Origin of the sequence: Kitasatospora sp. MBT66 (assembly GCF_000710405.2) — a bacterium.
GTDB classification, from domain to species: domain Bacteria; phylum Actinomycetota; class Actinomycetes; order Streptomycetales; family Streptomycetaceae; genus Kitasatospora; species Kitasatospora purpeofusca.
Genome location: NZ_JAIY01000020.1, coordinates 68,082 through 81,623, shown reverse-complemented (window position 1 = coordinate 81,623; position 13,542 = coordinate 68,082). Strand labels below are relative to the sequence as shown.

Here is a 13,542-nt window from a genome sequence, read left to right as displayed (position 1 = left end):
CCGTCGTTCCCGGGGTCCGGGAGAGTGGAATGGAACGCGGTTCTACTTCACGACCACGCCGGCGTCGGGCGCCAGGGTGCCCACGGACACCAGGACGATGATCAGGATGCCGAGCGCGATCCGGTAGATCACGAAGGGCATGAAGCTGTTGTTCGAGATGTACTTCAGGAACCAGGCGATCGCCGCGTATCCGACCACGAAGGCGATCCCGGTGGCCAGGATGGTCGGCCCCCAGGCCGGCGCCGGGCCCTCGCCGATCTTGAACAGCTCCAGCAGGCCGGAGGCCAGCACGGCCGGGATCGCCAGCAGGAACGAGTACCGGGCCGCCGCCTCGCGGCTGTAGCCGAGCAGCAGACCGGCGCTGATCGTGCCGCCGGAGCGGGAGACGCCGGGGATCAGGGCGAGCGCCTGGGCCATGCCGTACGTCGCCGCGTGCGGCAGGGTCAGGTCGGAGATCGGCTTGGCGTGCCGGACCGCCCGGGTGCGGTCGGCGATCGCGAGCACCACGCCGAACAGGATCAGCGTGCTGCCGATGATCCGCAGATCGCGCAGGTCCTGCTCGATGGTGTCCTGGAACAGCTTGCCCAGGATGCCGATCGGCAGCGTGCCCATGATCACGAACCAGCCCATCCGCGCGTCCTGGTGCGAGCGCAGCGCGGGCCGGAACAGCGAGAGCGTCCAGGTCTTGATGATCGCGGCGATGTCGCGGCGGAAGTAGATCAGCACGGCGGTCTCGGTGCCGAGCTGCGTCACCGCGGTGAACGCCGCTCCCGGGTCCTGCCAGCCGAACAGGGCGGGGAAGACCCGGAGGTGGGCGCTGGAGGAGATCGGGAGGAACTCGGTGAGCCCCTGGATCAGGCCGAGGACGGCCCCGTGGAACCAGTCGATCACCGGACACCCGCCCGGGGTATCCGTCGGTCGATGCGCATGAAGCGTTCCTTGTTGGTCGGTGCGGGAACGGCCCTGCGAACCGGTCGGCGCGGTCCAGTGGCGCGGTCCGATGGCAGGCGAACGACCGGTCCCGCCCGGCGCTCGGGCCGCGCGCGGGCCCGGCGTCCGCCTGATGCTACGCCGTTCAGGTGACAGCTTTTCGCCCGCCCCACCTCCGGCGCACCGTCCGGCACACGGTTCCTCCCCGCTTCCTCCCCTTTCGCCCGGATGCTGCCCGGGTACCGCCCGGGTGCGGGCCCGGGCGTTGTTCCGATGCCGCCCGGGTGCGGCTCAGTCGGCCGTCGGTCGGGCCCGCGCCCAGGTCCGGTCCTCGGTCAGATAGGTGTCGACGGTCAGCCCGGCCTCGGCCAGCGCGCGTTCGAACTCGGCCCGGTCCATCGGGCGGGACGGGAAGGTCTGGGTCCACCGGGCGTCCGGGAACTCGTACACCACGTGGATCCGGTTCACCCCGTCCCCGACGGGTGTCGCCGATTCCACCCTGACCAGGCCGTTCTCCCCGAGCGCCCGCTCGCGCGGGACGTTCGTCTGCCAGTCCTCGCCCTCGCGCTGGACGAGCACGCAGCCGTCCGGGGCCACGTGCCGGCGGCAGGTCTCCAGCAGGCCCCGGCGGACGGCGAGGCTGCCGGCGTGCACCAGGAAGGAGGCCAGCAGGACGACGTCGAAGCGCTCGCCGAGGTCCAGCCGTTCGATCGGGGAGAGCGCCGTGCGGGCCCCGCGGATCCGCGCCAGCATCGGCGCCGACTCGTCCACGGCCGTCACCCGGAAGCCCTGCGCCACCAGCGGGTGGGTCATCCGGCCGACACCGCAGCCGAGCTCCAGCAGGCTCGCGCCGGGCGGCACGGCGCCGGCGATCACCTCGACCTCGTCGCGGACCGGCAGCCGTTCGTACATCTCGACCGCGCATCCGTCCGGGGTGATCGCCCCGGGGCCGGTGCCGTCGTATCCCTCGCGTCGTTCGTCGGTCATGCGAACCATCCGAGCACGGTCGGCGCGCGGTGGGAAGAACGCGGGGCGAACGAGGCTTGGCAGATACCCCTGGGGGGTATACAGTCATCGACGAGCCGGGCAGCACGGCGAAGGAACGAGTACCTGGAGGACGACATGGCGCACCCCGCCCAGCACGAGCGGCAGCACAGCGGTCACGACCACCACGACCACCGCGACCATCAGGGACACCCCGGGCACGATGCGGGCCACCAGGGGCGCGAGGACCATGGGCAGGACATGGACCACGAACAGCACCGACAACACCGGGCCGACCACGCGGGGCACGCCCACCACGCGCAGCACGGGCACGGCGGCGGGGGCGTGACCTGGGCGGCCGCCGCGCAGGCGACGCTGCACTGCCTCACCGGCTGCGCCATCGGCGAGATCCTCGGCATGGTGCTCGGCACCGCCTTCGGCCTGCACAACGGCGGCACCGTGGTGCTCTCGGTCCTGCTGGCCTTCGTCTTCGGCTACGCGCTGACCATGCGCGGCGTGCTCAAGGCGGGTCTGGACGTCCGCACCGCGGTGAAGGTCGCGCTGGCCGCCGACACCGTCTCGATCATCGTCATGGAGATCATCGACAACAGCGTGATGGTGACCGTGCCCGGTGCCATGGACGCGGGTCTCGGCGACATCCTGTTCTGGTTCGCGCTGGCCGGTTCGCTGGTCCTGGCCTTCGTCCTGACCGTTCCGGTCAACAAGTGGATGATCGGCAAGGGGCGCGGCCACGCCGTGGTCCACGCCTACCACCAGCACTGATCGCTCCACCGGCACCGACCGGTCCACCGGCGCTGCCCGCCGCACCGGACGCCGCGGCCCGCACCGACCCCTCCGCAGGGGGTCGGCGCGGGCCGCGGCGTTTTCGCGTGCCGGGACCGGGACCGGGGCCGGGGTCGGGGTCGGGGCCGGGGTCGGGGGCCGGGTGATCGGTCCGGGCTCCGGCTCCCGCTCAGACCGAGCGGTCGAGCTCCGCGAGGGTGGTGCGCAGCCAGTCCCGCTCGGCGGCGGTGGTCGCGCGGGCGATCAGCAGCATCCCCCGGCGGAACGGGTCGGTGGCCTCCTCGGCGCCGACCGGCCGGTCCCCCTCGTAGAAGAAGCTGGCCGGTTCGTCGAGGAAGGCGAGGCGGCGCCGGAGCACGGCCGCCTGCGCGGCCGGCTCGCCGTCGAGGTGCCGGAGGAAGGCGAGCACGGTGAACCAGCGGTTCTCGTCGCTGACGTCCAGGTCGTCCGGGGTGCGCAGCCGGTCCAGCAGGGTGGCCCGGCCGGCGTCGGTGAGCCGCAGGGTGTGCCGGGGGGCGGCCGCCGCGCCGGGTTCGGTCGAGCGGACGAGGAGCCCGTCGCTCTCCAGGCGCTTGATCGCCGGGTAGAGCGTGCCGTCGCTGATCGGACGCACGTGGCCGGTGAGCGCGGCGAGGTGGCGGCGCAGTTCGTAGCCGTGCAGGGGCCGGTCGTGGAGGAACCCGAGGATCGCGAGCTTCAGCATGGGCCCACTCTGCCAGACGGGACGAGATATATCGGTGTTGCTATACCTCGACTCCGAGGTATGGTCGCTCCGCCGCCCCGGGGAAGAGCCGGGAGGCGGCGGTCCCCGTGGACGCCTGCCCGGGTCCCCCTGTCGACAGCAAAAAGGAGCACGACCGTGCGCGATGCCACCGTCACCCCGAACGGCGACCGGATCCGCTGGGTGGAGATCCCCGGCAAGGAGCCCGTCCGCCTCTATCTGCACGGCCTCGGCTCCAGTTCGCCCGTCTACTACGCCGCGGCCGCCGCCCACCCGCTGCTCACCGGCCACCGCGCGCTGCTGCTCGACCTGCTCGGCTTCGGCATCAGCGACCGTCCGACCGACTTCTCCTACACCCTGGAGGCGCACGCCGACGCCGTCGCGGCGGCCGTCCGGGCAGCGGGAGCGGAGCGGGTCGAGGTGATCGGCCACAGCCTGGGCGGCGCGGTCGCCATCCTGCTCGCCCACCGGCACCCCGGGCTGGTCGACCGGCTGGTCCTGGTCGACTCCGTCCTCGACCCGGTCACCCCGGCCCGGACCCCGGGCGGCAGCGGGATCGCCTCCTTTGCCGAGCAGGAGTACCTGGCCGGCGGGTGGCAGCAAGTGGAGCGGTGGGCCGGCCCGTTCTGGTGGGCCACCATGCGGCTCGCCGGGCCCGAGGCGCTGCACCGCACCGCCGTCCATCGCTGCCGGGGGACCGTTCCGAGCCTGCGCGAGCAGCTGCGGGGCCTGGACGTGCCGCGCACCTTCCTTTATCCCGAAGTCGACGGCGAGCCGGCCGGTGCGGAGCTGCTCCGGGAGTCGGGAGTGACGCTGGTGGCGGTGCCGGACTGCGGGCACAACATCATGATCGACAACCCGGACGGCTTCGCCGAGGCCACCGCCGCCGCGCTGGCGTAGCGTCGTTCTGCCCGTCTGCCCGTCTGCCCGTCTGCCCGTCTGCCCGCTGTCCGTCTGCCCGCTGTCCGACTCTCGCGAGGAGTGGTCCTGTCGTGCCGATCCAGGTCCCCGAGGCGCTGGTCGCCTCCCTCGTCGAGTGGCACGGCGCCGACGGTCGCGCCTGGGCCGACGGGCTGCCCGCGCTCGCGGCGGCCACGGCGGACCGCTGGGGGCTGCGCCTCGACGGCCCGCCCGCGCACGGCGTGGTCGCCCTGGTCCTGCCCGTCCGGCGGGCCGACGGTTCCCGCGCCGTGCTCAAGCTCCAGCGGGTGGACGAGGAGACGGTGGGCGAGCCGCTCGCCCTGCGGGCCTGGAACGGCCGGGGCGCCGTCCGGCTGCTCGACCTCGACCCGGACAGCGGATCGATGCTGCTGGAGCGCCTCGACCCGGCCCGCTCCCTGCTCGCCCTCCCCGACGACGCGGCGGCCACTCGCGTCCTCGCCGACCTGCTGGCCGAACTGACGGAGCGTCAGGCGCCGCCCGGCCTGCGGTCCCTGGCCGGGATCGCGGACGGCATGCTGGCGGAGGTCCCGGCCGCGCGCGAGCGACTGGAGGGGGAGGACGACCGCCGACTGCTGGCGGATCTGGCGGCGGCCCTGCGCGAGGTCCGGCCCGAGCCGGGGGACCGCCTGCTCCACTGGGACCTGCACTACGGCAACGTGCTCGCCCCGCCGGCCCCCGACGCCCGAGCGCCCTGGCTCGCCATCGACCCCAAGCCCCTGGCCGGCGACCCGTGCTTCGAACTCCTCCCGGCCCTGGGGAACCGCTGGTCCGACCTCGCCGCCACCGGCGACCTGCCGCGCGCCCTGCGGCTGCGCTTCGACCTGCTGACCGAGCGCCTCGCGCTGGACCGCCCCCGCGCCGTCCGCTGGACCCTCGCCCGCGTCCTGCAGAACGTCCTCTGGGACGTCGCGGACGGCGGGTCGGCGATCGACGGGACGCAGCGGACGATCGCGGAGGCGCTGTCGGGAAGCCGGGGCGGTCCGGGGATCACCCGGGCAGGACGGTGAAGCGCAGCGGGGTGCCCGGGCGGGCCTGCGCGGCGGCCGCGAGGTCGGCGACGGGCACCACGCCGACGACGGGGTAGCCGCCGGTCGTCGGATGGTCGGCCAGGAAGACCACCGGCAGTCCGTCCGGCGGGACCTGTACGGCGCCCAGCACCATGCCCTCGCTGGGGAGTTCGCCGTCCCGGGCGCGGACCAGCGGCGGGCCCTCGGTGCGCAGCGCGATCCGGTTGGCGGCCGGGGAGACCCGGTAGGTGTCGCGGGCGAGCCGGGCCAGGGCGTCCGGGGCGAACCAGTCCGCCCGGGGGCCGGGCCGCAGCCGCAGCACCAGTTCGACCGGGGGAGCGGGCAGCGGGACCAGTTCCGGCGTCGCCCGGCGGGGCGGCCGGGGGCCCACCTGCAGGCGGTCGCCGGCGGACAGCGGGGCCGGGCCGAGCCCGGAGAGCAGGTCGGCCGAGCGGCTGCCGAGCACCGGCGGGACGGCGATCCCGCCCGCGACGGCCAGGTAGGCGCGCACCCCGGCGGTCGCGGCGCCGACGTCGAGCACCGACCCGGCGGGTACCGGGACCGGGGCGCCCCAGGCGGCGGGCCGTCCGTCCACCCGGACCGGGCAGGGAGCCCCGGTCACCGCGACCAGCAACGGCCGCAGGGCCCGCAGCGCGACGCCGCCCAGGGTGGTCTCCAGGGCGGCGGCCCCGGGTTCGTTCCCGAGCAGGCGGTTGGCCGCCCGCAGCGCGGGTTCGTCCACCGCCCCGGCCCTCGGCACGCCGAGGTGGGCGACGCCGCGCCGCCCGAGGTCCTGCACCGTGGTCAGCGGACCGGGGCGCACCACCACCAGCCCGTCCACCCCAGCCACCCCGTCCACCCCGTCCGCCGCGTCCACCCCGGCCGTCATCGGGAGCCCGCCCGGACCGGGGTGAAACGCACCCGGGTGCCCGGGGCGAGGAGCGCGGCCGGGGTGCGGGCGGTGTCCCACAGCGGGAGGGCGGTGCGGCCCAGCAACTGCCAGCCGCCGGGGGAGGAGCGCGGGTAGACACCGGTGTAGGGCCCGGCCAGGGCGACCGAGCCGGCCGGGACGGCGCTGCGCGGGGTGGCCCGGCGCGGCACCTCGTACCGCGCCGGCAGGCCGGTGAGGTAGCCGAAGCCGGGGGCGAAGCCGCAGAACGCCACCACGTACTCGGGCGCGGTGTGGATCCGGACGGCCTCCTCGGGCGGCACGCCCCACCGCGCGGCGACCTCGGCGAGGTCGGCGCCGTCGTAGACGGTGGGCACCTCGACCAGTGGGCCGGCGGCGGTGGCCGCCCGGTCCGGGCGGGCGGTGCGCAGCAGCCGGGCGAGTGCGGGGACGTCGGCCACGCCGTCCAGCAGGACGGTGTGCGCGGCGGGCACGATCTCCTCGACCGGCGGCAGCTCGCCGGTCGACTGCCGTTCGCGCAGCCAGCCGTAGAGGGCGGTGACCTCGGCGGCGTCGGGCAGCTCGACCAGCAGCGCGCGCTCGCCGACGGGGCGCAGCACCGGACCGGGGCCCTCGCCGGCCGGGTCGCCGGCCCGGTCGTCGGTGCCCCCGGCCGCGCCGCCCGCCGTCATGCGAAGGCCTCCACCCGGACCCCCGCCGAGGCGAGCGCGCCCCGGATCCGCCAGGCGAGCTGGGCCGCGCCGGGGGTGTCGCCGTGGACGCAGAGCGAGCGTGCCGCGACGGCGATCCGTTCGCCGCCGACCGCGTCCACCGCGCCGTCGCGGGCGATGCCGACCGCGCGGGTGATGACGGTCCCGGGGTCGTGCACCACGGCGTCCGGTTCGCGGCGCGGGACGAGGGTGCCGGCCCAGGTGTAGGCGCGGTCGGCGAACGCCTCGGTGACCACCGGCAGCCCGACGTCCTCGGCGACCGCCAGCAGCCGGGAGCCGGGCAGGCCCAGTACCGGCAGCGGTCCGTCGCAGACCGCCCCGGCCCGCAGGATCCCGGCCACGACGGCCTCGGCCTGCTCGGAGTCGGCGACCACCCGGTTGTAGAGGGCGCCGTGCGGCTTGACGTAGGAGACCCGGGAGCCGGCGGCGCGGGCGAAGACCTGGAGGGCGCCGATCTGGTAGGCGATCTCGTCGGCCAGTTCCTCGGGCGGCACGTCCATGGCCCGGCGGCCGAAGCCGGCGAGGTCCCGGTAGGAGACCTGGGCGCCGATCCTGACCCCGCGTTCGGCGGCCAGTGAGCAGACCCGGCGCATGGTGGACGGGTCTCCGGCGTGGAAGCCGCAGGCGACGTTGGCGCTGGTGACGACGGAGAGCAGGGCCTCGTCGTCGGTCAGCGTCCAGCGTCCGAACCCCTCTCCGAGGTCCGCATTGAGATCGATCACCGCATCGGTCACGCCCGTCCGCCTCCCAGCAGCTGTTGAGGCAGATGGTAGGGCCTGCGCCCGGTCGGCCCGCCCCCGGTGACGGTCGGTCGGCCCTCCGGCAACGCCCGGCCCGCCCCCCGCGGCGGTCAGCCCGCCGCCGGGGCCGTTCCGTGCCCGGGCCCGGTGGGGTCGGTCGGCCGCGGCCCTTCGGGGAGCCGGGCCACCCGCGCGGCGAGCTCGGCCCGTTCGACCAGCGGCCGCAGCGCCCGCAGCACGATCAGCAGCGGGACGACGCCCACCACCCCGAACGACATGTCGATGAAGCGCCAGTACAGCGGAATGCCCCGGAGCGGCCCGCAGATCAGCGCGAGCGGGATGATCCCGGCACAGGCCAGTACGGCCCAGCGGATCACCCAGACGTTGCGCACCGGGTCCTTGAGCGGTCCCGCGAACGCCGCCGCGATCACCAGGTGGGCGAAGGCGAGCCAGTCGGTGCCGTAGGCGAGGAAGGGGTAGCGGTCGTTGGTCTCGGCGATGCCGTCCCGGACCCGGAGGATCCACTCCAGCAGGGCCGGGAAGCGCTCGGTCACCGGGGCGCCGGGACCGGCGGCCAGGTCGGCGAGCCAGCGGGTCTCGGCCTCCAGCGGGAAGGCCGTCAGTCCGCTCAGGACCAGGCACACCACGAAGACCCAGAGCAGGCGCCGCACCCTTCGCAGGGTCGTCCGGTCGTTGTCGGTCGCGTCGTTCATCTGCGTCCACCCATGACGAGGAGGCAGGTCGGGCTGCTCCCGCCTGCACGGGAGCGACTCTAGACCTCCGAATTGAACGCGTTCAACTCGCCCTGGCAAAGGCGTCCCGGAGGTGCCCCGAAGGCGCCCCGGAGGCGCTCCGGGGGTGGCCGGACGCACTCGGGCCCGGTACCCGGGGCGGGTACCGGGCCCGAGTGGAGGCTCGGAGGAACCGGGGTCAGGGCGTGTAGGTGAAGCCCGTCGGCGTCGCGACGGAGCCGCCCGGGGTGACCAGGGTGACCGGGACGGTGCCCGAGCCGGCCGGGGCGGTGACCACGCACGCGGTGTCGGTGCAGCTGCCGGTCGCCGGGGTGTTCCCGAACAGCGCGAAGCCGTTGGTCAGACCGGTGCCGGTGATCGTCACCGCGGTGCCGCCGGCGCCCGGGCCGGTGCTCGGCGCGAGCGCGGTGACGGCCGGCGCGGCCGGGGTCACCGGCGCCTGGGGCCCGCTGCCCAGCAGGTAGCGGGAGACGTTGTCGGACGGGTCGGCGTCGTCCTTGTTCGCCGCCGTGACGGTGATCACCCCGGACGGCCGGGTGCCGTGCGAGCTGACCTGGACCTTCATGAAGTCGCTGCGCCCGGGCGCCCGGGTGCCGGTGAACACGGCCTCCAGCCGGCGGCCGTCGGGGGAGACGGTCTGGGTGAAGGTGTAGTCGTACGGGGTGGAGTACATCAGCGCGCCGTTGGTGGTGAGCCCCGGCGGCAGGTCGACGGTCAGCCGGGTCACCCCGGTGACGTCGGCGGTGCCGGTGGACTTCCAGGTCACGCTGAAGCTGGTGTTGTCGACCGGGAACATCGGGTAGTTGCCGGCCTGCGTCACGGTGACGTTCGGGCCGCTCACGGCGGTCGCGACGGCGGTGGGCGCGGCGGTGGCGACGGCGGCGGTGGCGACGGTGAGCGTGGTCACGGCCAGTACGGCGGCGAGGCCGCCTCGAACCAGTCTGGTGATCATACGAAGCATCATGGCCGAGCCCGGGGATCATCGGGAGGCTTTTCTCGAAAGCGAGTTCTAACCGGGGACGGCCCGGAGGCGCCCCGTCCGCGGGCCTGTCCGGAAGGTCCGTTTCGGTCGATGTCGGGGCCTGCCTCTACTCTTGTCCACCGTGACCGTCATCGCCGACCAGCCCACCGAGCACGGCCCCCGGCCGCCCGCCGGGCCCGCCGTCGCCGCCGCGCGGCCCGCGCCCGGCCCCGCCGCCGACGAGGGCCTGGCGCGCCGGCTCAAGGCGCTGGCCTGCACCGCGCCCCTGCACGACCTGGACAGCCGCAAGGTGATGCTGGCCGGCGAGTACGGCGGCTACGCGATGGCCGAGGTCGGGCTCGCCGCGATCGACCTCGTCACCCTCAACATGGACTTCGACACCGGCGCCGACCGGGAGATAGTGCTGGCCCGGCTGCTGCCCCGGGTCGCCGCCCAGGCGCCCGGCCGCCCCGCCGCCGAGCACCAGCGGGTCGGCCGCTGGGTGCTGGAGTCCCTGATCAACGTCGGCAGCGTCGACCGCGGCTTCCGCGCCGTCTACGGCACCTTCGGCGCCGACGGCGAGTACGTCCGCCGCGACTACGACTTCAAGCTGATCGAGGAGGTCCCGGGCCCCGACGGCGGTGTCTACCTGCGCACCACCGACGAGGCGGTCAACGTCCTGGTCGGCGCGCTGGACACCGACGTCACCTCCGCCCAGATCGCCGCCGAGGTCAAGCTGGAGGTGCTGATCCGGCGCGGCCGCCTGGCCGACGCCCAGCTCGCCGCCGAGCAGGCCCGCTACCGCACCGTCCAGTACGCCGAGACGCTGCGCCGCGCCCTGGAGGCCACCCGCCGCAACGTCCGCGCCGTCGACTGGATGCAGGCGATCCCGGACCTCATCGACGAGGCGCTCGACCACATCGCCGACCGCTACCGGCACGAGAACGCGATTCTCACCAACATCCGCAAGGCCCGCGACGAGGCCGAGGACCCGGAGCACAAGCGCCGCGCCGCCGAGCTGGTCGACATCGTCAAGGACTGCATCCGCCGCCACACCCAGCTGCAGACCAGGCTGCTGGAGGCGGGCCCGCTGTTCCGCGCCGAGCAGGACCGGCAGGCCTTCGCCACCCCCGGCGCCCGCAGCGGCATCGACCTCTACGGCCAGCTGCTCGCCCCGGTGCTCCGGCTGCCGATAGCGCAGGCCGTCCGCCCCACCGGCGCGTTCTTCGCCCGCGGCACCGGTCTGCGCACCCCCGCCTCGGTGCGCGTCGCGGACCTGGTCGACCTGCTGCTCACCCCGCCCGTCGAGCGCGAGCACCTCGGCGCCGAGCTGCCCGACCCGGACCTCGTCGCCACCCCGGACGACAGCCGGTTCTCCGAGGCCCAGCTGGAGGCCGCGCTCGTCCTGCTCGACCTGCCCGCCGACGCGCCCCGCCGGCTCTCCGGCCTGCTCGCCGAGGCCCGCGAACAGGACCCGGAGCTCCCCTACCTGGTCGCCCTGCTGGCCGTGCACGCGGCCAGCCCGCCGGTCGGCACCGCCTACCGGCAGGGCGAGGAGCGGCTGCTCTTCGCGGTCGACGACGGCACCCCGCTGCACGACCCGGAGTTCGGCGGCGCCGACCTCGTCGTCGGCAGCGCCCTGCTCGACGCGGCCGGGATGGCCGCCGACCGCAAGGACGCCGGCTGACCGCCGGCCACCCCCGCATCCCGCCGTGAAGCACTTCCGAACGACCCGCCCGTGAACCACCCGCCCGTGAACCACCCGCCCGTGAACCACCGCAACGCCCCCGAGGAGCACCGCCCGTGACGACCCACCACGACACGTCCTGGGCGCCCGAGACCGAACCGGCCGCCCCCGCGCCGATCACCCCGGCCGACGTCGCGGACGCCGCCCGCCTGGTGTCCTTCGGCCTCCAGGCCAAGCTGCTCCCCGCCCGCGACACCGAGTACGCCGAACTCGTCCGCCGCCACCGCGAGGACCCGCCGTTCGCCCGCCTCGCCGACGCCGTCGCCACCGGCATGGGCCTGGTCGTCCTGGAGGTCTCCCCGCGCGCCGGCATGGCCGTCGCCGCCGCCGAGGACTCCGTCTTCGCCGTCCGGATGGGCGACTACTCGCGCCGCGCCGCCTCCGAGTCCACCGACCGCTTCCTCCACGGCCTGGCCCACCTGGCCGTCGCCGCGATGGCCTTCCCCCGCCCCGAGGACCTCTCCGACGACGGCTACCTCGGCCGGATCACCGTCAACGGCGTCGACGCCTTCGTCCGCCAGGCCTGCCGCCGCCTGGAGGAGCAGGCCGCCGCCGACGGCGACAACACCGACCCGCAGAGCGACGCCCCCGGCCTGGAGGCCGCCTGGCGGGTCTGGGCCCGGCGCACCGCCACCGGCGCCACCAAGGACGCCCGCCGGCTCTCCGGCTCCACCATCGGCATCGTCGCCAAGGCCGTGCTGTTCCTGGTCGACTCGGGCTTCCTGCAGAAGGTCTCCGACGACGCCGGCGGCACCTACCGCACCACCGCCCGCTACCAGCTCCAGGTCCGCGACCTGGCCGGCGGCGCCGCCATGGCCGAACTGCTGGACCTCGGCATCGTGCCGGTGTCCGACGGCAGCGCCTCCCTGCTGCCCCCGGACACCGGGGACGACCTGGTCGCCGACGCCGGACTGCCGTTCCACTCGCTCTAGCCCCCGCGCCACAGCCCCACCCAGCCCCAGCCCCAGCCCCCGTCCCGGCCCCCACCGGACCGCCCCAGCCGACCCATCCACCCGCCTCCTGGAGAACCGCCGCACATGTACGAGCTCAACCGGGTCCGCCTCTACTCGATCGGACCGGCCGGCGCCCGCTACGCCGACACGGTGCTCGACCTGCGCGGTGTCGGCGAGCCCGTCTCCGACCCGGCGCCCCAGCAGATCGGCCTGTTCGGCGAGGAGACCGACGGCCCGGTCCGCCGCCCCGCCCCGGCCGGCGTGCTCTTCCTGGAGAACGGCGGCGGCAAGTCCGTCCTGCTCAAGCTGATCTTCTCGGTCATGCTCCCCGGCCACCGCAACACCCTGGGCGGCGCCAGCTCCGGCGTGCTCCGCAAGTTCCTGCTCGCCGACGACTGCGGCCACGTCGCCCTGGAGTGGCAGCACACCGTCACCGGCGAGCCGATCGTGGTCGGCAAGGTCAGCGAGTGGCGCGGCCGCCAGGTCTCCTCCGACCCGCGCAAGTTCGCCGAGACCTGGTACTCCTTCCGCCCCGGCCCCGGCCTCACCCTCGACTCCCTCCCGGTCGCCGAGCGGATCAGCCTGGCCGGGGACCAGAAGGCCCGCGGCCGCCGCCGCACCATGAAGGGCTTCCGCGACGCCCTCACCGAGGCGGGCAAGGCCCACCCGCACCTCGACCTGGTCTTCGAGGACGGCCACGACCGCTGGACCGAACACCTCGGCGAACTCGGCCTCGACCCCGAACTCTTCCGCTACCAGCGCGAGATGAACGCCGACGAGGGCGAGGCGGCCGGCCTGTTCGCGGTCAAGCAGGACAAGGACTTCACCGACCTGCTGCTGCGCGCCGTCACCGACACCCGGGACACCGACGGCCTCGCCGACCTCGTCCACGGCTTCGCCGCCAAGCTCGGCCTGCGCTCCGAGCTCACCGCCGAACGCGACTTCACCGCCGGCTCGCTGGACCTCCTGGAGCGCATCAGCGAGGCCACCACCGCCCGCGAGAGCGTCCGCGAGTCCCACCGCACCGCTGAACGCCGCACCCGCCGGCTCGCCCACGCGCTCGCCTCGCGCGCCGCCGCCGAACGCGACCGGGCCGAGGACCTCGCGATCGAGGTCGCCGCCGCCGCGGGCGCCGTCACCGCCGCCGAGACCGACCGCACCCGGCACACCCTGATCGCCGCCGAACTCACCCACCGGCACGCCACCCTGGCCCTCGCCGCCGCCACCGCGGAGGCCGCCGGGCTGCGCCGCGAACTCACCGAGGCCCGTACCCTGCACTCCGCCTGGCAGGCCGCCGAGGCCGTGCTGCGGCACCGCGCCGCCGCCGACCGGGTGACCAGGGTCGCCGCCGCGATCCGCGAGGCCGAGCTCGACGCCGCCC

General features: G+C 75.1%; 14 protein-coding genes and 1 pseudogene. 6 read left to right on the top strand and 9 right to left on the bottom strand.

Features of this window, described 5'->3' with window-relative positions; translation table 11 throughout:
• Positions 1-42: 42 nt before the first annotated feature.
• The 3 genes from BI06_RS41430 to BI06_RS51960 all read right to left on the bottom strand — a co-directional run bounded on the left by BI06_RS41430 (position 43) and on the right by BI06_RS51960 (position 2,166).
• Positions 43-888 carry an undecaprenyl-diphosphate phosphatase gene (locus BI06_RS41430; protein ID WP_030396873.1) on the bottom strand — a complete coding sequence of 282 codons (846 nt, stop codon included), beginning with the start codon at positions 886-888 and terminating at the stop codon, positions 43-45.
• Positions 889-1,221: 333 nt separating this feature from the next.
• Positions 1,222-1,917: a bifunctional 2-polyprenyl-6-hydroxyphenol methylase/3-demethylubiquinol 3-O-methyltransferase UbiG gene (locus BI06_RS41425; RefSeq protein WP_043477280.1), complete on the bottom strand. Its 696-nt coding sequence runs from the start codon at positions 1,915-1,917 to the stop codon at positions 1,222-1,224.
• Positions 1,918-2,001: 84 nt separating this feature from the next.
• The gene (locus BI06_RS51960) at positions 2,002-2,166 is read right to left on the bottom strand and encodes a hypothetical protein (protein WP_158516531.1); all 165 of its coding nucleotides are present in this window, start codon (positions 2,164-2,166) and stop codon (positions 2,002-2,004) included.
• A 9-nt stretch (positions 2,167-2,175) separates the two neighbouring features.
• Here BI06_RS51960 and BI06_RS41420 point away from each other — a divergent pair, with 9 nt between their 5' ends.
• Positions 2,176-2,697, top strand: coding sequence for a DUF4396 domain-containing protein (locus BI06_RS41420; RefSeq protein ID WP_043477277.1), 522 nt, complete (start codon positions 2,176-2,178; stop codon positions 2,695-2,697).
• A 190-nt stretch (positions 2,698-2,887) separates the two neighbouring features.
• Here the strand turns inward: BI06_RS41420 and BI06_RS41415 are convergent, their stop codons facing one another.
• Positions 2,888-3,421, bottom strand: coding sequence for a PadR family transcriptional regulator (locus tag BI06_RS41415; protein WP_030396870.1), 534 nt, complete (start codon positions 3,419-3,421; stop codon positions 2,888-2,890).
• A 156-nt stretch (positions 3,422-3,577) separates the two neighbouring features.
• Here BI06_RS41415 and BI06_RS41410 point away from each other — a divergent pair, with 156 nt between their 5' ends.
• Both BI06_RS41410 and BI06_RS41405 read left to right on the top strand, forming a co-directional pair.
• Positions 3,578-4,339 carry an alpha/beta fold hydrolase gene (locus BI06_RS41410; protein ID WP_030396869.1) on the top strand — a complete coding sequence of 254 codons (762 nt, stop codon included), beginning with the start codon at positions 3,578-3,580 and terminating at the stop codon, positions 4,337-4,339.
• Positions 4,340-4,431: 92 nt separating this feature from the next.
• Positions 4,432-5,388, top strand: a complete 957-nt coding sequence (locus BI06_RS41405; protein ID WP_043477274.1) for an aminoglycoside phosphotransferase family protein — start codon at positions 4,432-4,434, stop codon at positions 5,386-5,388.
• Here BI06_RS41405 and BI06_RS41400 read toward each other — a convergent pair.
• From BI06_RS41400 to BI06_RS41380, 5 genes are all read right to left on the bottom strand, one after another.
• Positions 5,369-6,277 (bottom strand): biotin-dependent carboxyltransferase family protein, encoded by a 909-nt coding sequence (locus BI06_RS41400; protein ID WP_082559062.1) that lies wholly within the window; start codon positions 6,275-6,277, stop codon positions 5,369-5,371. The genes BI06_RS41405 and BI06_RS41400 overlap by 20 nt on opposite strands.
• Entirely contained in the window at positions 6,274-6,969 is a 696-nt protein-coding gene (gene pxpB / locus BI06_RS41395; protein WP_082559061.1) for a 5-oxoprolinase subunit PxpB, read from the bottom strand. Before pxpB ends, BI06_RS41400 begins: the two co-directional genes overlap by 4 nt.
• Positions 6,966-7,742: a LamB/YcsF family protein gene (locus BI06_RS41390; protein WP_233290518.1), complete on the bottom strand. Its 777-nt coding sequence runs from the start codon at positions 7,740-7,742 to the stop codon at positions 6,966-6,968. Before BI06_RS41390 ends, pxpB begins: the two co-directional genes overlap by 4 nt.
• A 116-nt stretch (positions 7,743-7,858) precedes the next feature.
• The gene (locus BI06_RS41385) at positions 7,859-8,461 is read right to left on the bottom strand and encodes a hypothetical protein (protein WP_063795139.1); all 603 of its coding nucleotides are present in this window, start codon (positions 8,459-8,461) and stop codon (positions 7,859-7,861) included.
• 217 nt (positions 8,462-8,678) lie between these two features.
• Positions 8,679-9,452, bottom strand: coding sequence for an IPT/TIG domain-containing protein (locus BI06_RS41380; protein ID WP_043477271.1), 774 nt, complete (start codon positions 9,450-9,452; stop codon positions 8,679-8,681).
• Positions 9,453-9,612: 160 nt separating this feature from the next.
• Here BI06_RS41380 and BI06_RS41375 point away from each other — a divergent pair, with 160 nt between their 5' ends.
• From BI06_RS41375 to BI06_RS41365, 3 genes and pseudogenes are all read left to right on the top strand, one after another.
• Entirely contained in the window at positions 9,613-11,148 is a 1,536-nt protein-coding gene (locus BI06_RS41375; RefSeq protein WP_051742954.1) for a hypothetical protein, read from the top strand.
• A gap of 116 nt (positions 11,149-11,264) precedes the next feature.
• Positions 11,265-12,140, top strand: coding sequence for a hypothetical protein (locus BI06_RS41370; RefSeq protein WP_030396861.1), 876 nt, complete (start codon positions 11,265-11,267; stop codon positions 12,138-12,140).
• 105 nt (positions 12,141-12,245) lie between these two features.
• Positions 12,246-13,542 (top strand): annotated as a pseudogene (locus BI06_RS41365) (hypothetical protein); the annotation flags it as partial.

What these genes read in the sequence shown, in the direction of transcription:
- BI06_RS41425 (WP_043477280.1), bottom strand. Translation starts at nt 1,917, where the DNA reads ATGACCGACGAACGACGCGAGGGATACGACGGCACCGGCCCCGGGGCG.
- BI06_RS41385 (WP_063795139.1), bottom strand. Translation starts at nt 8,461, where the DNA reads ATGAACGACGCGACCGACAACGACCGGACGACCCTGCGAAGGGTGCGG.
- BI06_RS41400 (WP_082559062.1), bottom strand. Translation starts at nt 6,277, where the DNA reads ATGACGGCCGGGGTGGACGCGGCGGACGGGGTGGACGGGGTGGCTGGG.
- pxpB (WP_082559061.1), bottom strand. Translation starts at nt 6,969, where the DNA reads ATGACGGCGGGCGGCGCGGCCGGGGGCACCGACGACCGGGCCGGCGAC.
- BI06_RS41420 (WP_043477277.1), top strand. Translation starts at nt 2,176, where the DNA reads ATGGACCACGAACAGCACCGACAACACCGGGCCGACCACGCGGGGCAC.
- BI06_RS41415 (WP_030396870.1), bottom strand. Translation starts at nt 3,421, where the DNA reads ATGCTGAAGCTCGCGATCCTCGGGTTCCTCCACGACCGGCCCCTGCAC.
- BI06_RS51960 (WP_158516531.1), bottom strand. Translation starts at nt 2,166, where the DNA reads ATGGTCCTCGCGCCCCTGGTGGCCCGCATCGTGCCCGGGGTGTCCCTG.
- BI06_RS41380 (WP_043477271.1), bottom strand. Translation starts at nt 9,452, where the DNA reads ATGATCACCAGACTGGTTCGAGGCGGCCTCGCCGCCGTACTGGCCGTG.